Raw genomic sequence first — 19,066 nt, 5'->3', positions numbered from 1 at the left:
TTTAAGGAGACTGATTAAGAAGATCGGGCCACCACAGCGTCGGTTGTAACAGCCAGAAAAATATCGCGCTCTCGTAGGTGCAGGGTGTTTTGTTGCTTCGAACAGAAATAAAAAGATTGTAGCCGTAGAGCCCATGATCCCAGCATGATTGTATGCTTATTAGTTGTTTGAGTAGCGAATATTTTGCACTCGATGGTCCCTAAGACTTTATACCTTAAAAAGATAAAAGGAGCGGTGCAGTCACAACGTCACTGCACCGCTCCTTTAATGCCGGAATAGCTCTTGGTGAGGATTCCAGTCGGCGCTACTTGCTCCGATGAGGGAGTGGTTATAGGCGGAAGTCCATGGCAAATTTCGCCAGGGCGCCGATCAAACCAATGACGGCTACGATGACGCCAACAATGATTCCAACAGTATTATTCTCGCCGCCAAAATCAGCCGCGCTTCCAGAATTCGGATCATTATCTGGTTTTTTATCTGGTTGGGTATTGTTATTTCCTGGAACTTCAGGTTTCTTGCTTGGCCGAGGAGGATTCTGTGGCTTCGGTGCTGGGGTTTCCTTTGGCGTAGACCCACCTATAATACCGGTGGCTGATTCTCCCTTTTCTTTGGTGCGATAGATCCATTCGGTGCGTTCACCAGCGGGAATACGATCGGGCTTGGTTGCGGGAGAGCTGGAGATCGCTGCATAGCTAGGAGAAATCTTATTCTTAAGTCCGTGTACATGGACGCGGGCGAAACCGTAGGTAGAGTGCTCGGGGTTGAGCATATGCATGAGATGCCCGCTGTCTCCGGAAAATGTGCCACCTGTTTTCTTGAGTGCATCGAGCTCTTTCTCGCCCCATGCTTTCAGAATGGTTTCACGCAGGGTTGGTTGACCCAGAGCCAAACTCTCAAGTTGAGGCTTATGACCGTCTCGGGTGGCGGTTCGGTATGAGGAGCCGTCGATACGTGTGTGAGCAAATTTATATCCAGCTTCTCCAGCTCGTTGAACAGCTATCCAGGTGAGATTTTCATCTGATTTTACATTGGTGTACTGCGCCTTGGAGGTGATTCCATATTGACGAGCAACATCCTGGAGGCGAGTCCCCTCCGGGAATTTGTCGAGGTAGTAGTGGCGGTAGATGGGGTTGAGATCCCACATCTTACTGCGCAGTTCTTTCAGAGCAGCAATGCCTTCGGTACGCCCAAGCGAGGGGTCAAAGGTGGCCGACATAGCAACGAATTCGCTGGTTTCGGCATTCATCTCCACATTAGTTGTGGGAGCAACTGCGGCCTGTGCGATGTGAGCTGGGAGTAGCATGCTCGCACTTAGAGTGAGCGCGATAAGGGTTTTATTTTTCACAGAGAAGGCTCCTAAAAAATCCAAGAATAAGAAGATGCTTAATCAAGCAAGTATGAATATCTTAACGGATTTAATTAATGACAGAACCTTGTTGAGAAAAACTAAAAAGGATGCCAGCTGATTTACTGCAATAAGCAGGTTGTTTCTTAGAAAATCATGGTCGCATATACTTTTCTATGATATCCCCCAGAAGAGGGAGACGGGGGCTAATCATATGTGCCAGATGCGATCGATAGTGACGGTAATATCTGTTTAATGGTGATTTCCCGAACCGCTGTACCCATGTGTCAGTAGTGCTGAGAATATCGCTAATAACATTCTCAGCTTCAGCATTGAGGTACGTTCCGAAATCGGCCGTCGTAGATTCTTGGTAGAGATCCCAATATGGCTGTAAGGCAGAGAGAATAAAGGGAGCTAATAAATTCACAGTGCGTGACACGATAGACTCGTTGATCTTTTTCCCCGCTTTAACAGCAGCTTTGAGAGCTAGTGAACTCAGTCCGGAACTCTGTTGAATGGAATCCTCGATCAGAGTGCTGAGATCTGCTACGAAAGATTCGCGGTGAGTTTTCAGCATGTTTTTTAGGGTGCTCATAATGTGAATCAGCCTTTCCCGAGCGGGTGTAGAGAAGAACTTTATACCAATAGGCGATAAAAAAGCGTTCGCAATGTGTGATATGACCAGCTTCAGGGATATACCAACTATTGCGAACGCTTATAAACCACAGTTGCAATTCTTCCGCCACAGATTCTACGAGGGTGTCTGCCTTTTATTTCACATCCCGATACAAGATATAGAAGACCCAGCAGTAAGGAGCGATCAGGACACCTCAATAGTTAACTGCAATCACAACAGTCACAATTATTACAGATTTGTGGGTACTCCCGCAAAGAAAATACCTAGAAAATCTCGCACGGGCATGAATTCCCCTCCCAAGCCTCAATCTCGTTGCCGAGCTGACCATCACGAAAACAAAAAGCACCGTCAACACACCGCATAGGAACCTGCGCAGCGTATGAGGAAACTTTCGACGGTTTATTTAAAATGCACGATGCGAAAAAGCTCTTTTCCGAGGTCGGGGAGTTTTCTTGAAGGTCGCTGTTTGCATCTATACCCCGGAGTTGAGCCTAGAGAGAAGCCGCATCGGTACGGAGTCTTTGGGAAAAACAGTGTATTTGCCCCGGTATTGAAAAAAATATCGGCAAAAAGTAGCAGTGGCTCGGTACTATGCTGATAACGGATCTAACCCTATTCGGGGGAGAGGTAGTCTGAGGTCACACCTGATCTTTGGACGCGCTCCCTCCGGTGCATGGGTTTAGATGATGTACGGAGTAAGGATGGACTCCTAGTTATTCCTGCAAACTCGAGGGTGTCGCGTGCTTCCCCTAAGGGATAAGTGGTGCCATAGATAGCCGATTCTTTAGATATCTCTATATGTTCTCTCAAGGCCCTCTTATAGAGGGGGAGAGGCTATTTTTATTTAGACAAGTTTCATTTAGGCAAGAAGATCTCTCCGGATATAGCACCTGATCCCAATGATTGAGCAGACAAGCCCACCAAGGATGAGGACACCTACCCCCAGAGCGTGATCAACCATATGTGGTGCCCAGGAGTAGAGAGAGAATTTAATGATCGTCTTAGAGTGGGGAAAAAACTCTGCAAAGAAGCTGAGAAGCGCAGATAAAGCAACGGGGAGATAGGCCAGACCAACAAATCGGGGCGCTAGGCCCATGAGCAGAAAAGAAAACCCGAAAGCGAAAAATGTAGCGGGATAGAGATCAATTACTTTAAAGAAGAGAGGATAAAACTGATCAGCCTGTACCTCTGGACTCATAATCGCAGCTAAAGCAGCGAGGAGACCACTGATCATCGCGATACCCGCGGTCATAAGAGCAACGAGGAGCCAAGTTCTTAGAAGAATCTCCCATCTTGTTCGTCCGGTACTAAGAAGGAGGCTTAAAGTTCCTGATATCTCGGCCCTGTACAGGCTCTGGCTTAGCACAATAGCCATAATGGAGAGCACGACGGCATGAAGTAGGGCCAATGACTGGGCAGCGCCTGCGATGACGGAGCTACCAAACCCCAATTGTTCAAAGATCATCGCCGCTTCTGGGGTAGTTGAGAAAATCTTGGACATCTCTCCCACAAGGGCAAAGAATGCGATGCTGAATATAATGATTCCACCGCTGAAGAAGGAAAGAGCGACGCGGTTATGAGAAATCCACAATCTACTAAGCCCATATCCAGAGCGGCTCTTAAGTGCATGTGAAATTACACGAACCTGGGAGCCAAGATCGCGTTTGATGAAGAAAGTGGCACCTATCACGGCTACGCAGCTCAGAGCCATATATAAGGCAGGGAAAAATTCTTCACCGTCGAAAGGCTTAAGTAAATCCCGCCAACCCAAAGGACTTAGCGCTCGAAGCCAGTTGATAGTGTAAAGATCCGCGAATACCCGCACCATGAAGCTAAATCCTATAAGGGTGAGGGACAGAGCCTTCGTCAGCCTTTCAGATCCAGTGACCTGCCCGATAAGAATGGCCATAAGGCCAAAAATAGAGGTGCTAAAAAAGAGCGCCAGCCCATAAGATAGGGAACCTATTAGTGAAGCCCCTGTGGGTACAAGGCTCAGGCCTGAACCGAAAGCGAAGATTCCAGTGATAATAACGAGACTAAGAATCGAAGAGCCAAGAAGGGTACCTCTTGTCATTCCTTGACTCAGTAGAATTTCGGCCCGGCCATTCTCTTCGTGACCAATGGAAGTATAGGTAGCTAAAAGAACGGCCATAATGGCGCCTAAGACCATAACAGTCATTCCGGTTTTCCATGCGGTGAGGGAATAGATATCGAGAATAGTGGGCAGGGGGCCATAAAAGGCAATCACTCCAGCTGAGGAAGCTGAGGCAGCACCGATAGAAGCCAGATCATCAGGATTAGGGATGGAATTCTCGGTGGCTATGGGTGAGATATATGTCAGGAGAATAAGGGGAATGAGCCATGAGGCAAGAAAGATCTTCTTGGAGCGCAGATCCTGTCCTAATAGGTGAATAAGAGAACTAAACATCATGATCACCGCTCGTAAAATTTCAAGAAGAGATCTTCTAAGTGGGCTGGTTCGCACCGTATAGAGTGTGCTCCTTGGTTAATGAGCCGAGTAAGAGTGGTGTTAACCAACTTTGGTGCGACAAATTCTTCGATGTGTTGCCCGCGGGAATCAACTGCTCGTATATGCATGCCACCAAGGTGGGTAAGGGTGTCCTTGGGGCCTGATTCCACAATATATCCGTGGCGGATAATGCTAATCTCATCGGCTAATTCTTGGATTTCACTAAAGATATGGCTAGACATAAGAATAGCGGCACCTTCATTGCGGCGTTTTATGAGCCAATCTTTAAAGACGTGTTGGATGAGAGGATCCAGCCCACTGGTGGGTTCGTCCAGAATAATGGCAGCAGTGGGAGCAGCTAGTGCCGAGATGAGGAGCACCTTTTGTTTATTGCCACGAGAATAGGTGCGCATCTTTTTACTGGGATCTACATCGAAATCATCAATGAGTTCGCTGATGCGCGCCCTCTCGGCTCGAAGTGGCTTGCTATTATGGCCGTGACGGATGCGAGCGAGGGTATCGATAATCTGCCCTCCCGTTAGATGTGGCCAGAGGTGACTATCGCTAGGCACAAAGCTGGTGTTTTTCCGCGCTAACGAGGGGTTGATAGTGGGATCGTGACCGCTGAGGCTTAGAGTGCCGGAATCGGGGCGAATAAATCCTAAAAGGCAGCAGATTGTGGTTGATTTTCCGGCACCATTGGGTCCGAGGAAGCCGTGGATGCTGCCGGGCGGGATCATAAGAGAGATATCTTTGAGAACCTGGGTGGTGCGGAAGCTCTTGACGAGGTTATTGATAGAAATAATAGGCTTGTTCATACTCTGTAGTGTCCCAGAGATCTTTTGCTTTTGCTAGGAAAAGTACAGAGGAATGCTGCAGAAATATCACCAAAGGCTAGAAAATAGCAAAGACTTTAAATACACGCCACAGATAGAACGATCGCGAGTGCCTATACCGTGACGACGCTGCCGTGTTTAGCCGTAGCATCCTTAAGCCTCAGCCTTGTGAGATTGTGGCATCACGCTGGCAGTAGGGCGGTTAAAGCTCTAGCTATTTACCTCATAAGCTATCGCTACGGGGTAGAAATATGCTCGGCAAAGGATAGATAAACTGTGGCCGCGAATCGGGCAAAGCTCTCATTGTGTGCGTTCAGTGGATGAGTGAGGTTAATTATTCGGGCGAGGGAGCGGGCACTTTCTTGAACGTCTCGATCGACCCTAACCCCCTCGAACCGGGCATTAGTACTGGTGGCGCAAGCATAGAGTGCAGCATAATCGGTGATGCAAGTGGCATAGATGGCGCTAAAAATATCGGCGATGATGAGAAGCTGTTCGGGGCTGAGATTAACCCACGGTCTCGGGGAGGTAGGCGTGCGGGGCGAGGAATTAGTGGTGCTCACGCCGCGCTCGATTCAGTCGATCCTCCATGTAGTGGTTCTCGATGAGATCGGTGGCGAGGGATTCAATAAGAGAATCATTCACGCTGCGCCGGGCTTGGGCCATAATGGCGCGCAAAACGGCTTCGTGTTTACTCACCCCCTGAGCCTGTGCGAGGAGTTCAACAGCGCGGTTATATTCGGGTGTTAATCGAAGCGTCATTGCCATATTTCAATCCTACGCCACAAAGTGGTATCACTGTGGTATCACTTAAGGGAGGATCAGGCGCTGAGATGCGCTCAAAAGGCCGTTAAGGGGCTAGACTAGAAGAGATTTATTCTCATAATGAAAGGTCCCTATATGAGTGACGATCTCTTCTCGGGAGAAACATACGATCGCATTTTCCCGATCGACCTCAATGAGGAAATGCAGTCGTCGTATATCGACTACGCCATGTCGGTTATTGTCGGCCGCGCACTCCCAGAAGTCCGCGATGGCTTAAAGCCCGTGCACCGCCGCATTCTCTACGCCATGTTCGATTCCGGGTACCGCCCAGATCGCAGCTATGTAAAATCAGCACGCCCGGTCTCTGACACCATGGGACAATTCCACCCACACGGTGACTCAGCCATTTATGACACCCTCGTGCGTCTAGCGCAGAGCTGGAATATGCGCTACCCGCTTGTCGACGGCCAAGGAAACTTTGGTTCCCGCGGCAATGATGGCCCAGCCGCCATGCGTTATACCGAGTGCCGCCTCACCCCGCTAGCCATGGAGATGGTGCGCGATATCCGAGAAAATACCGTCAATTTCTCCCCGAACTACGATGGTAAAACTCAAGAGCCCGATATTCTGCCATCTAGGGTCCCCAACCTTTTAATGAACGGCTCCAACGGCATCGCCGTGGGTATGGCTACCAATATTCCACCCCATAACCTGCGCGAATTGGCCGACGCCATCTACTGGTTATTAGAGAATCCCGAGGCTGATGAAACCTCGACGCTCGATGCCTGCATGAGCTTTGTCAAGGGTCCCGATTTCCCCACGGCGGGCCTAATCGTTGGAACCCAAGGTATTAGGGATGCTTATACCACTGGCCGCGGCTCCATTCGGATGCGGGGTGTGACCTCCATTGAAGAAGAGGGTAGCCGCCAGACCATTGTGATCACGGAGCTTCCGTACCAGGTCAACCCCGATAATTTGATTTCAAATATCGCAGAACAGGTACGAGACGGCAAGCTGGCTGGAATCTCTAAGATCGAAGATGAATCCTCCGATCGTGTGGGTATGCGCATCGTGGTTACCCTAAAGCGAGATGCGGTACCGCGCGTCGTGCTCAATAACCTCTATAAGCACTCGCAGTTGCAGACGAACTTCGGCGCCAATATGCTCTCGATCGTTGACGGGGTGCCGCGTACCTTACGTCTCGATCAGATGCTGCGCAATTATGTCGCTCACCAGATCGAAGTGATCGTGCGCCGCACCCAGTACCGTCTCGATGAAGCGGAAAAACGTGCGCATATCTTGCGCGGTTTGGTCAAAGCCCTCGATATGTTGGATGAGGTCATTGCCCTCATCCGTCAGTCGGCCACGGTGGATGTAGCCCGCTCTGGACTGATGGATCTTCTTGAGATCGACGAGATTCAGGCCGACGCCATCCTGGCTATGCAATTGCGTCGCCTCGCTGCCCTGGAACGCCAGAAGATTATTGATGAATTGGCAACCATCGAAGCCGAAATCGCCGATTTGATGGATATCCTCTCCTCCCCAGAACGTCAGCGCTCCATTGTGCGCGCTGAGCTCAAAGAGATCGTCGATAAGCACGGCGATGATCGTCGTTCGCAGATTATCGCCGCTACGGGCGATGTTACCGAAGAGGATCTCATTGCCCGCGAGAATGTCGTGGTCACCATCACCTCAACGGGGTACGCAAAACGCACCAAGGTCGATGCCTATAAGTCGCAGCGCCGTGGTGGCAAGGGAGTTCGCGGGGCCGAACTCAAACAAGAAGATGTGGTCCGCCACTTCTTCGTATGTTCCACCCACGACTGGATTCTGTTCTTTACCAATTTCGGTCGCGTCTATCGCCTCAAGGCCTATGAGCTGCCGGAAACATCCCGCACCGCTCGTGGGCAACACGTAGCCAATCTGCTGGAATTCCAGCCAGAAGAGCGCATCACCCAGGTGATCCAGATCCAAAGCTACGAAGACGCACCTTATCTCGTTCTCGCCACCGCGCAAGGTCGAGTAAAGAAGTCACGCTTGAGCGATTATGAATCAAATCGTTCAGGAGGGCTCATCGCTATCAACCTCAATGAGGGCGACAAACTCATTGGAGCAGCCCTATGCTCTGGCGACGATGACTTGCTGCTGGTGTCCGAAGAAGGCCAGGCCATCCGCTTCCACGCCGATGATGAGCAATTACGACCCATGGGTCGATCCACCGCAGGTGTGAAGGGCATGCGCTTTAGAGGCGAGGATCAACTCCTGGCCATGACCGTAGTCCGCGAGGGCTCCTCCCTCTTGGTGGCCACCTCAGGGGGCTATGGCAAGCGAACCATCATGGAAGAATATGCCACCCGTGGCCGCGGCGGCATTGGTGTGATGACCTTTAAGTACAGCCCGAAGCGCGGCAAACTCATCGGTGCGATTGTAGTAGATGAAGACGATGAGATCTTCGCTATCACCTCAGCCGGTGGCGTGATTCGCACCGAGGTTAACCAGATCCGACCAAGCTCTCGTGCCACCATGGGCGTTCGCCTGGTGAACCTCCAAGACGGTGTTGACCTTTTAGCCATTGACCGAAATGTTGAAGGCGAAGGCGAAGAAGAAGCCGAAAAGGTAGCAACAGGGGAGAAGGAATTGCCGCACGGGCACCAAACTCCGCTCAGCGTGAGCCCCAATGACGCGGAACAAGGGGATAAATAATGGCTACTCGTATTAGCGCCATTACCCATATCGCGCCGCTCTCGGTCTTTCGGGTTACCTTCATTCTCTCCACGGTGCTCGCAGCGGCCGGACTCTTAAGTGTCACCCTGCTGTACTTTGGCATGGATGCCATGGGAGTGTGGGATCAGGTGAACCAGATTATTGGTGGTGTAGGTGGAACCCAGCTCATCACCTTTCCACTGGTGATGATGTTAGCCGGGCTGCTGGCTATCATCTTTGTGATCCTCACCAGTGTGCTGCTGCCGCTGATCGCGGTGTGCTACAACGCCACCACTGATTTCACCTCGGGGCTACGCATTCAAATTACCCACGATTTCTAAGCCCTAGCAACAGATTCCACCTCCCTCACCCGCGCAAGCTGCATAGAAGGGAGGTGGAATTTGTTTTTCCTTTATACCCAGCCCTAAAATGAAAGGCGCAGCGTTGTAGTGATAACTACTGAGCACAAGGTTATCGTGTGACCATAAACATCATGGTCACGAGTCGATTTGTGAAATATTAACTTCTTAGATAACATTTCGACTGTTCCTTCTTAAGGGCCTATAGCTCAGTCGGTTAGAGCGCATCGCTGATAACGATGAGGTCGCAAGTTCGATTCTTGCTAGGCCCACCAAGGAATTTGGGGCATTAGCTCAATTGGTAGAGCATCTGCTTTGCAAGCAGAAGGTCAGGAGTTCGATTCTCCTATGCTCCACAACTAGTAAAGAACCGGTACCTACCTAAAAGGTGCCGGTTCTTTTTGTCTCCTCGCAGCGAGTCGCTGAGGTACTTTGATATTTCCCCAGCTTGGGTGGGAGGTAACGAGCATATTTTGGCGCAGCTCAACGGAGGTTTCAGCAAAAATGGATACGATCAGCGGATGGACTATTTCTTAAACTTTGCGAGCTGGTGGACAACCGAGCGAACCAGCACGTTGATTAATGCGTTCATCGCTCTTATCGCGCTTATTTCTCTCTTGGTTGCGTGTCGTTCCCTTCGCTTGAATAGGCAGATAAATATCAATGCCAATCGACCGATGATGATGGCTCACGTGCTAATGCCCGATTACCCCGAGAGCCTCTACGTTTTATTATCTCTAATAAAGGTAAATCAGTGGCAAAGAATGTGATGGTGAACTTCGAGCCGGGACTGCCCGACTCAGCAATACAGGCCGCGACCCCTAACGGAGAGACCGATTATTCGCTTGTAGAAGGTGTCAAACTGATCTTTGATCGCAAAACTTTCTCGACCTGGGTTCCAGGTTTTCAAATAGATGTCGCCTACTGGATGCAACCTAAAGGTAAGTACGTTGATGGCGAAGCAATTTCCGCTTCCAGAGAGGGCGTACCTGCGCTTCAATTTGTTCTCTTGGAATATGATGATGAGCTCGGCAATCACTACTCAGAGAGATTCGAACTTAATGTTCGCAGCGTTCTAGGTACACATTTTCACGCCAATAGTAATACAACGAATGGTCGACTTAATTTTGAAAAACAGATATCGAAAGATGTACAAGATCTTAACCGAGTACTTGGGAGGATCTCGCGACAACTATAAAAGAATTAACGTCTCTTATTTGGTGGGGCCTCTTAGCCCACCTTGGTCAAAAGTTTGGAAGATAAAGCTGAACACGTTTTATATAACGAGGTATATGGCGGAGATCGAATTTGTCACTACTTACTTCACTCAATCTGCTAGGAATGATGGGCGCGGGGAGTAGGGCATAGTTACGGTTGGCCGGATCTTCGCGTGAGCAATATTCGGCCGAATCTGAGGATCCTATGAGTCCTTTTAGCCTGGATAGGAGAACTTCTTTCGAACAAGCGTTCTCTGATTAGCGCGCTTTGTCTATTCCTAGTCTTATAGTCGTGGCGTTGGCACTTTTAACAAGATTATTCTTGCTAGAGTCCTACGTAGATTTATTCCCAACAGCCCTTGTTTTGAGGGCGGTGAAAGACCATAAGGATTACCGATGACTAAAGAGTCTCAGCGTGCTGAATTACACAAAACCATCTGGAAAATAGCCAACGAGCTACGTGGCAGCGTAGACGGCTGGGACTTCAAAAGCTACGTCCTCGGTATGCTGTTCTATCGCTTCATTTCCGAAAACATCACCAACCACCTCAAAAGCAACGAGGATGATGACTTTAACTACGCGGATCTCACCGATACCGAAGCCGAAATAGTCAGGGAAGAAACAGTTAAAGAAAAAGGCTATTTCATTCTCCCCTCACATCTATTTTCTAACGTACGTACGCGCGCGAAAAATGATGAGAACCTCAATGAGACTTTAGATCATATCTTCCGCAGCATCGAAGGCTCAGCAGTCGGTACTGCGAGTGAAGACGATATCAAAGGTCTCTTCGACGATCTCAACGTTAACTCACCTAAGCTTGGTAATACCGTTCAAGAACGCAATGAGAAACTCGTTAAACTTCTCAATGCTATTGGGGACCTACCCCTCGGAAACTTTGATGACAACACTATTGATGTCTTCGGTGATGCTTATGAGTATCTCATGACGATGTATGCCTCCTCGGCTGGGAAATCAGGTGGGGAATTCTTCACCCCACAGGAAGTATCAGAACTACTCGCACGTATCTCTATCGGGGATAAAACGCACCTGAGCCGGGTATATGATCCCGCCGTGGGTTCGGGCTCTTTGCTGTTGAAATTCGAGAAAATCCTAGGAAAAGGTAAAGTCGGGGGTTTCTATGGTCAAGAAATAAACCTCACTACCTATAACCTCGCGCGGATTAATATGTTCCTCCACGGAATCAACTACGAGCGCTTCAACTTAAGTCTTGGTGATACGTTGATTAATCCGCAGCACTGGGATGATCAACCTTTCGAAGCAATCGTCTCCAACCCGCCCTACTCAATTAAGTGGGACGGCAAAGACAACCCATTGTTGATCAACGATGAGCGTTTTTCCCCGGCAGGTGTCCTGCCGCCGAACTCAAAAGCTGATTTAGCGTTCACAATGCATATCTTGAGCTGGTTGGCGGAAAATGGCACTGCGGCCATCGTGTCATTCCCCGGGGTGCTCTACCGCGGCGGAGCGGAGCAAAAAATCCGCAAATATCTTCTTGACAATAACTATGTCGAGGCCATCATTCAGTTGCCTGCCAATCTCTTTTTCACGACAACCATTGCAACATGCATTATGGTGCTGAAGAAGTCCAAGAAAGACACCGATGTGTTGTTTATTGATGCCTCTAAGGAGTTTAAGAAGGTAGGAAAGAAGAATAAGCTCCTGGATGAGAATATCGCCCATATCCTCGAGTTATTTAACGATCGTAAGGACGTGGAGTATCTTGCGAAGCTGGCCTCGCACGAGGAGATTGCGGGTAATGACTATAACCTTGCGGTGTCGAGTTATGTTGAGCCAGAGGATACCAGGGAGGTTGTTGATATTGCTGAGCTTAACCAGCGTATAGCTGAGATTGTTGAGCGCCAGCAGGTTCTGCGCACCAAGATTGATGCGATTGTTGCGGATCTCGAGGGTGGTAAATAATGAATAGGATTGAGCGACTGATCCAGCAGCACTGCCCTAATGGGGTGCCTGTAGTTCCTATTAACCAAGTTGTGAAATATGAGCAGCCAACTCGGTATCTAGTGAACTCCAAAGAGTATCGCGATTTTTACGAAACTCCGGTTTTGACAGCTGGAAAAGCTTTCATTCTGGGTAAGACCAATGAGAAACACGGTATTAAAATGTCAAGCCCAGAAGATCCGGTGATCATATTTGATGACTTCACTACTAGCTCTAAGTGGGTAGATTTTCCCTTTAAGGTTAAATCATCTGCCTTGAAGATTCTTTCAGTTGACTCGGAAATCTTGGACATTCGATATTTGTTCCATACTATGCAGACTATTGGTTATCCTGTCACAGATCACTCGCGCCAGTGGATTTCCAAGTACTCTCAGTTGAACATTCCTATCCCTCCTTTGGAGATTCAGCGTGAGATTGTTGATATTTTGGACTCCTTCACCGAGCTGGAGGCTGAGCTGGAGGCTGAGCTGGAAGCTCGAACGATTCAGTTTCAATATGTTCTAAACTCAGTATTTAATTTTGATGAGAATGTTGAAGTCTATCGTCTAGGGGATGTGTGTACAAAAGTTAGTTCAGGGGGAACCCCGAGGACGACTAGAGCCGAATACTACGATGGCGATATTCCCTGGATCAGGACTCAAGACATCGACTTCAACTACATCCACGAAACCTCTAGAACTATTACCGATCTTGGACTGGACAATAGCTCGGCTCATTGGGTTCCCCCCAAGACCATTGTTGTTGCTATGTACGGAGCGACTGCAGCCAAAGTGGCCATCACAAGCATTGCTGCTACCACCAATCAGGCTTGTTGCAATCTTGAGATAAACCCCCATAAAGCCGAATACAAATATGTCTTCTACTATCTCCTTTGCCGTTATGAAAAACTAAAATCTCTCGGAGTCGGATCTCAATCGAATTTGAATGCCAGCAAGGTAAAAAATTTCCCTCTACCTCTACCCTCGTTGGAGGAGCAAAAAGAGATTATCAAGACCTTGGAAGCATTGAACTCATACACCAACGATTTGAAGAGTGGAATTCCTGCAGAGCTTAGCGCTCGTCGCCAACAGTACGAGTACTACCGGGACCAATTACTGACCTTCAAAGAACTAAAGGTGTGATGGGTGTGGGTGCTGTGAAGGCATTTGAACCTCTGGTGGTATCAGCTGATTCGACCGTTGTCGCGGAATATGAGGCCCCAGAATCTTCGGTGGTGGAGTATCAGTCCGAAGCGCAGTTGGAAAACGAGTTCATTCGGATTCTACAGTCACAAGCCTATGAGTATTTCCAGCCACGGTCCGAGGAAGAACTGGTAGCTAATCTGCGCAGGCAGCTGGAAAAGCTCAACAAGACTGAATTTAGTGATTCTGAGTGGAAACGCTTCTTCGATGGAGTCATCGCTAGTAAAAACGACGGCATTAAGGAAAAGACCAAGCGTATCCAGCAAGATAACGTGCAATTAATGGAATTAGACGATGGGCGAGTGAAGAATATTCGCCTGATCGATAAAGCTAATATCCACAACAATAGCCTTCAGGTGATCAACCAGTATGAAACCGTGGGGAGCTCTCGTAGTAACCAGGGGGAGCCTTTAGGGGAGAAGCGCCTGAATCGATATGATGTCACGGTCTTAGTCAATGGTTTTCCGATGGTGCATATAGAGCTTAAGCGTCGAGGGGTTGATATTCGGGAGGCGTTCAACCAGATTCAGCGTTATCAGCGAGAAAGCTTTTGGTCGGGATCTGGGCTCTTTGAGTATGTGCAGCTTTTTGTTATTTCCAACGGAACGTTAACAAAATACTATTCAAATACCACTCGTGTGCACCATATTGAGACTACCGCTAAAAAGTCGTCGAGGAAGACGTCCAACAGCTATGAATTCACCTCGTGGTGGGCTGATGGAAATAACAAGCCTATCCAAGAGTTAACAGATTTTGCCCGAACATTTTTTGCCAAGCACACTCTGCTCAATATTCTTACGCGCTATTGCGTGCTTACCGTTGATGATCTTTTGCTGGTTATGCGCCCGTACCAGATTGTGGCTACGGAACGGATCCTGAGCAAGATCCAGATCTCTACTAACTACAAAACTCTGGGGACTCTTGATGCTGGTGGATATATATGGCACACCACGGGATCAGGGAAGACCTTGACCTCATTCAAGGCGTCTATCCTAGCCTCGCAAATGGAGAGCGTGGATAAGGTTCTTTTCGTGGTTGATCGCAAAGATCTGGATTACCAGACTATGCGGGAATATGAGCGCTTCCAAAAAGGGGCGGCTGATTCTAATACGTCTACTGCGGTGTTAAAGCGCCAGCTCGAAGACAGTGATTCGCGGATTATCATTACCACGATCCAAAAACTGTCTACGTTTGTTAAAGCCAATAAGAAGCATCCGGTTTTTGCTAAGCATGTGGTGATGATTTTCGACGAGTGTCACCGTTCCCAATTCGGTGAGATGCATACCGAAATCACGAAATCCTTTAAGAAGTACAATCTTTTTGGGTTCACCGGCACCCCTATCTTTGCGGTGAATTCCTCTTCAGGTAGTAATCCGCATCTCAAGACTACGCAGCAGGCTTTTGGCGATAAACTGCATACCTACACCATCGTTGACGCAATCACGGATAGGAATGTTCTCCCCTTCCGCATTGACTATATCGACACTATCAAGGTGGGCGACGTTCGCGATAAGGACGTCAGCGCTGTAGATACGGAACGAGCACTCTTGGCCCCCCAGCGAATTTCTGAAATTGTTGCTTATACCTTGGAGCACTTTCCGCAAAAAACTAAGCGGTGGCAAAGCTATGAGCACACCGTGGTATCAAATGTGGTGGAGTCAACCCGCACCAGGCGGGCGCATATTGCCAAGAACGATAGACGGCATGTGAGAGGCTTCAATGCGCTCTTTGCTACCGCCTCTATCGATGCGGCTAAGCGCTATTACAATGAATTCCAGGCCCAACAAGAAGGCCTTACACCCGATGAGCGGCTAAAAATCGGAATGATCTTTAGCTATGGTGCCAATGAGGCCACCGCCGATGGGATTATTGAAGATGAGTCCTTTGAGCCAGAAAACCTGGACAACTCTTCGCGGGATTTCCTTGAGGATGTGATCAATGACTATAACGATACGTTTAATACGTCCTATGACACCTCGGCGGATAAATTCCAGAACTACTACAAGGATCTATCCCAACGGTTAAAAAACCGGGAACTAGATCTAGTCATTGTGGTCAATATGTTCCTCACCGGTTTTGATGCCACCACCCTCAACACCTTATTTGTGGATAAGAACCTCAAGGCACACGGCCTGATCCAGGCCTATTCTCGGACCAACCGGATTCTTAACTCGGTAAAAACCTACGGCAATATTGTGTGCTTCCGCGATTTGGAGGAAGAGACCAATAAGGCACTGGAGCTATTTGGTAACAAAGACGCCCACGGAGTAGTGATCTTGAAGCCATTTAGGGATTACTACGCTGAGTACGCCAATAAAACTTCAGAACTCCTACAGGCCTTTCCTGAGGGTGAGCGAATAATCGGGGAATCTCGGCAAAAGGAATTTATTGCCTTATTTGGGGCCATTTTGAGGTTGCAGAATATTCTCTCCTCTTTTGATGAGTTCACTGGTCAAGAGATTCTCACGCCGCGCCAAGAGCAAAATTATCGCAGTATTTACCTGGATATCTACGCTCATGTTCGTGGGGAGCAGGACGCAGACAAGGAAGTGATCAATGATGACCTCGTCTTCGAAATTGAATTGATCAAGCAGGTAGAAATTAATGTTGACTATATCTTGCTGCTGGTAGAGAAATACCGCGAGCAGCACGGTGATGGCCAAGATAAGGATATTCGAGCTGAAATTTCCCGCTCCCTGAGCGCCAGCCCAACGCTGCGAAGCAAGCGTGACCTCATCGAAGCTTTCGTTGATTCGATTTCTCCTAACTCAGACGTGGAAGAGGAGTGGGTTGAGTTTATCCGTTACCACCGGGGAGCGGAATTACAAGGCATCGTGGAAGAAGAGAAACTGCAGCCTATATCCACGAGAGAATTCATTATCAGATGCTTTGCCGATGGTTCATTTAAAGACACGGGAACGGATATTGCTGAGTTATTACCGAGGGTATCGAGGTTCAAACCCGACCCTGAGGGGCTTACATATGCCGAGCGGAAGAGGAGAGCTACAGAAAAGCTATCCGAGTATTACGATCGCTTCGAGGGTTTAGGGTACGAGGCAGACGCTGTCCTCAATGGTGCGGAATCCATCAGTGTGGGTGATATTCGTGATATTTAAAATCGTGGTGCTTGGTCAACACCCCAGACTCCAACAGGCTCCAGGGGTGCAGCCTTGGACCTTGAGAATACGGGATGGGATATCTCATGACACCAACCCGGCATAGATCCGTTGCTGAATCAGGGACGTGTGGGATATAAGCAGCAAGAATAATCTGTGGACCCTGGAATTACGCACTCACCATCACTACACCTGAGGTCAGCAGTGCTGTGCGTAGTACACGGTCGCTTTCGGTGGACGTTGCTTCGGCTTTATTGAAGGTATACATGAAGGAGCCCCGAGTGCTCCGTGCCTGTAAGCGATAGGCAGTGGTAAAAACACCCAGACACTAAAACCACAGGGTGGTGCCATTCCACAGTGAGATGCTCGTTGCTTTAGCAACATCGAGCGCTGCAATACGGGCTCTCGCGCCATAATTTTTTTAGAAGGCATTAGGGCCCTGCATCCTAATGGGCGAATCCGTCCTCAAAGGACTATCTACATTCCGGTGAAAGCCACCCCAACACACGGATCTGCGAGGTCTGAGGGCGCGGTTTTAAAGGAGTGAAGAATTACTGAACGAAATCATGAGCTCGTGCCCCCTCGGGGGTAAAAATAGCGGCGACGCGGCAAGTTATATTCAACTCCTAGGATAAAAAACCCCATAAGCAGCACTTTCTCATCAGGATCCCTTAAACCGAAAGAGGTTGCGGTGTAGTGCGCGGAATTTCATGCGGGGGAGCAAATGAAAAATAAAAATGGTTATGTCATCTCTCGAACTGACCTCACTAAAAGAAAATGCTTATAGGTGGCAAGAAAAGACTGTGGTAGCTTATGAGGCGCCATGAATGATGGCACAGAAGCCATAGGCACAGAATAAAAAATTGAAGAAAGCTGAAAATATGACCATTATGCGCAGTTTCCCTATGAAACTTTTGATCGGTTTAATTCTCGGCCTGATTGTGGGTTCGCTAGCTAATGAGCCAGTCATTGCTGTCATAGACGCCCTGCGGTCAGTTCTTGGAGATCTGATCCTTTATGCAGTACCTTTTATTATCTTAGGATTTATTACACCAGCAATTATCCGCCTTAAAGCACATGCGGGCAAGATCCTCGGGATTACACTGACAATCTGCTACCTCTCCTCGGTAGGTGCGTCGATGTTCTCCATTGCGGCCGGGCACGTGCTCATCCCTTATCTCGATATTGGCAGCAAAGCGCCGGAATCCACCGCATTACCAGAGAAGCTGTTTGCACTCAGCATCGCACCCGTCATGCCAGTGATGACAGCGCTGGTGACCGCCGTTTTGATGGGCTTGGCCATCTTGTGGACCCAATCGAAGCGTTTTGGTGAGCTTTTTGAGGAGTTCAATAAAATTGTATTGGCCATTGTGAACCAAGTGGTCATTCGCTTCTTGCCTTTCTATATCGGTGCCACCTTTGCCACCTTGGCCTACGAAGGGGCGATTATCCACGAGCTTCCGGTATTCATTAAGGTGCTCGCTATCGTTATTGTTGGCCACTATCTCTGGTTGGCTCTGCTTTATGCTTTGGGCGGATTATTCTCCGGCACCAACCCGTGGGAAGTGTTGCGTCATTATGGTCCGGCGTATATGACGGCCGTGGGCACAATGAGTTCAGCAGCAACGCTCTCTGTGGCCTTGAAATCGGCCTCTAAGTCTAAGACTCTTGACCCAGAGGTACGGAATTTCTGCATCCCGCTGTGCGCTAATACCCATCTGTGCGGTTCGGTGCTCACTGAGACCTTCTTCGTGATGGTGGTATCGCAGATTCTCTACGGATCTCTTCCCTCAGTATCTAACCTCGTCCTCTTCGGTTTCCTCCTGGGCATCTTCGCTATCGCCGCCCCAGGTGTGCCAGGCGGAACCGTGGTGGCTTCCATCGGTTTGATCACTGCGATCCTTGGTTTCGATGAGACCGGTGTGGCACTTATGTTGTCTATCTTCGCTTTGCAGGATTCCTTCGGTACCGCCTGCAACGTCACCGGTGATGGGGCAATCAGTCTCATGGTTACAGGTATTAAGAAGAGGCTGGGACTAAAGGAGCCACAGAAGGTTATGGCTGAGACGACTGCTTAAGACAGTTCATTTCTCACCTTATCTTTAGAAGCGGGGTATATCACGGGCCCATGGCGCCGTGATATACCCCGTTTTTGTATTCACAGTGCACCAGTCGATCGCAATTGTTAAAAAGCTTAGTCAAAGAATCGGACGCCGAAGGTTCGCCCTCAACAGCTGATGGTTGAGGTTGAATTAGGGGTTAAGGGGCGACCAAAGATGTGGCGTCGATAAGCGGGAGATTGCTCACACTAGCGTGTGCTTGTTACCCCTATGACCGATACGGCAGGGGCGCATTTCCAGCGTGAACTGGGATAAGAGTGATATTCGTCGGGGTTAATCTAAGGATGAATATCACGGTTGAGAGTTGGGCGGACAATCTCACTCTTCGCTACCATGA

Annotated in this window: 13 protein-coding genes and 2 tRNA genes; 9 read left to right on the top strand and 6 right to left on the bottom strand. The window is 48.9% G+C overall.

Annotated features, from left to right (window positions below; genetic code table 11):
- Positions 1–328: 328 nt before the first annotated feature.
- The 6 genes from NXT01_RS07610 to NXT01_RS07585 form a co-directional block, all read right to left on the bottom strand.
- Entirely contained in the window at positions 329–1,345 is a 1,017-nt protein-coding gene (locus NXT01_RS07610) for a hypothetical protein (protein WP_259079408.1), read from the bottom strand.
- 154 nt (positions 1,346–1,499) lie between these two features.
- Positions 1,500–1,940 (bottom strand): DUF6918 family protein, encoded by a 441-nt coding sequence (locus tag NXT01_RS07605; RefSeq protein WP_259079406.1) that lies wholly within the window; start codon positions 1,938–1,940, stop codon positions 1,500–1,502.
- Between the two features lie 901 nt (positions 1,941–2,841).
- Positions 2,842–4,467, bottom strand: coding sequence for a hypothetical protein (locus NXT01_RS07600; RefSeq protein WP_259079404.1), 1,626 nt, complete (start codon positions 4,465–4,467; stop codon positions 2,842–2,844).
- Complete coding sequence (locus NXT01_RS07595) at positions 4,416–5,270, bottom strand: ABC transporter ATP-binding protein (protein ID WP_259079403.1); 855 nt, start codon at positions 5,268–5,270, stop codon at positions 4,416–4,418. The genes NXT01_RS07600 and NXT01_RS07595 overlap by 52 nt, the downstream gene beginning before the upstream one ends.
- Before the next feature lie 254 nt (positions 5,271–5,524).
- Positions 5,525–5,851, bottom strand: coding sequence for a TetR family transcriptional regulator (locus NXT01_RS07590; protein ID WP_259079401.1), 327 nt, complete (start codon positions 5,849–5,851; stop codon positions 5,525–5,527).
- Complete coding sequence (locus NXT01_RS07585; RefSeq protein WP_259079399.1) at positions 5,838–6,056, bottom strand: CopG family transcriptional regulator; 219 nt, start codon at positions 6,054–6,056, stop codon at positions 5,838–5,840. Before NXT01_RS07585 ends, NXT01_RS07590 begins: the two co-directional genes overlap by 14 nt.
- A 132-nt stretch (positions 6,057–6,188) precedes the next feature.
- On the opposite strand from NXT01_RS07585, the gene gyrA reads away from it, so the two are divergent.
- The 9 genes from gyrA to NXT01_RS07540 all read left to right on the top strand — a co-directional run bounded on the left by gyrA (position 6,189) and on the right by NXT01_RS07540 (position 18,687).
- Positions 6,189–8,756 carry a DNA gyrase subunit A gene (gene gyrA / locus NXT01_RS07580; RefSeq protein ID WP_259079397.1) on the top strand — a complete coding sequence of 856 codons (2,568 nt, stop codon included), beginning with the start codon at positions 6,189–6,191 and terminating at the stop codon, positions 8,754–8,756.
- Positions 8,756–9,097 (top strand): DUF3566 domain-containing protein, encoded by a 342-nt coding sequence (locus NXT01_RS07575; RefSeq protein ID WP_259079390.1) that lies wholly within the window; start codon positions 8,756–8,758, stop codon positions 9,095–9,097. Before gyrA ends, NXT01_RS07575 begins: the two co-directional genes overlap by 1 nt.
- Before the next feature lie 216 nt (positions 9,098–9,313).
- A tRNA-Ile gene (locus NXT01_RS07570) sits at positions 9,314–9,390 on the top strand.
- An 8-nt stretch (positions 9,391–9,398) separates the two neighbouring features.
- A tRNA-Ala gene (locus NXT01_RS07565) sits at positions 9,399–9,471 on the top strand.
- A gap of 398 nt (positions 9,472–9,869) precedes the next feature.
- Positions 9,870–10,313 (top strand): hypothetical protein, encoded by a 444-nt coding sequence (locus tag NXT01_RS07560; protein ID WP_259079389.1) that lies wholly within the window; start codon positions 9,870–9,872, stop codon positions 10,311–10,313.
- A gap of 415 nt (positions 10,314–10,728) precedes the next feature.
- Positions 10,729–12,273 carry a type I restriction-modification system subunit M gene (locus NXT01_RS07555; RefSeq protein WP_259079388.1) on the top strand — a complete coding sequence of 515 codons (1,545 nt, stop codon included), beginning with the start codon at positions 10,729–10,731 and terminating at the stop codon, positions 12,271–12,273.
- A complete protein-coding gene (locus NXT01_RS07550; protein WP_259079379.1) occupies positions 12,273–13,433 on the top strand; it encodes a restriction endonuclease subunit S in 1,161 nt (386 codons plus the stop codon). Before NXT01_RS07555 ends, NXT01_RS07550 begins: the two co-directional genes overlap by 1 nt.
- A complete protein-coding gene (locus NXT01_RS07545) occupies positions 13,433–16,609 on the top strand; it encodes a type I restriction endonuclease subunit R (protein ID WP_259079373.1) in 3,177 nt (1,058 codons plus the stop codon). The genes NXT01_RS07550 and NXT01_RS07545 overlap by 1 nt, the downstream gene beginning before the upstream one ends.
- Positions 16,610–17,472: 863 nt before the next feature.
- Positions 17,473–18,687, top strand: coding sequence for a dicarboxylate/amino acid:cation symporter (locus tag NXT01_RS07540; RefSeq protein ID WP_259079371.1), 1,215 nt, complete (start codon positions 17,473–17,475; stop codon positions 18,685–18,687).
- Positions 18,688–19,066 lie beyond the last annotated feature (379 nt).

Source organism: Corynebacterium sp. ES2775-CONJ, from assembly GCF_024814515.1.
Taxonomy (GTDB): domain Bacteria; phylum Actinomycetota; class Actinomycetes; order Mycobacteriales; family Mycobacteriaceae; genus Corynebacterium.
The sequence above is the reverse complement of the archived record's forward strand: the minus strand, read 5'-3'. Positions and strand labels throughout refer to the sequence as shown.

What these genes read in the sequence shown, in the direction of transcription:
- NXT01_RS07605 (WP_259079406.1), bottom strand. Translation starts at nt 1,940, where the DNA reads ATGAGCACCCTAAAAAACATGCTGAAAACTCACCGCGAATCTTTCGTA.
- NXT01_RS07595 (WP_259079403.1), bottom strand. Translation starts at nt 5,270, where the DNA reads ATGAACAAGCCTATTATTTCTATCAATAACCTCGTCAAGAGCTTCCGC.
- NXT01_RS07585 (WP_259079399.1), bottom strand. Translation starts at nt 6,056, where the DNA reads ATGGCAATGACGCTTCGATTAACACCCGAATATAACCGCGCTGTTGAA.
- gyrA (WP_259079397.1), top strand. Translation starts at nt 6,189, where the DNA reads ATGAGTGACGATCTCTTCTCGGGAGAAACATACGATCGCATTTTCCCG.
- NXT01_RS07575 (WP_259079390.1), top strand. Translation starts at nt 8,756, where the DNA reads ATGGCTACTCGTATTAGCGCCATTACCCATATCGCGCCGCTCTCGGTC.
- NXT01_RS07555 (WP_259079388.1), top strand. Translation starts at nt 10,729, where the DNA reads ATGACTAAAGAGTCTCAGCGTGCTGAATTACACAAAACCATCTGGAAA.
- NXT01_RS07550 (WP_259079379.1), top strand. Translation starts at nt 12,273, where the DNA reads ATGAATAGGATTGAGCGACTGATCCAGCAGCACTGCCCTAATGGGGTG.
- NXT01_RS07545 (WP_259079373.1), top strand. Translation starts at nt 13,433, where the DNA reads ATGGGTGTGGGTGCTGTGAAGGCATTTGAACCTCTGGTGGTATCAGCT.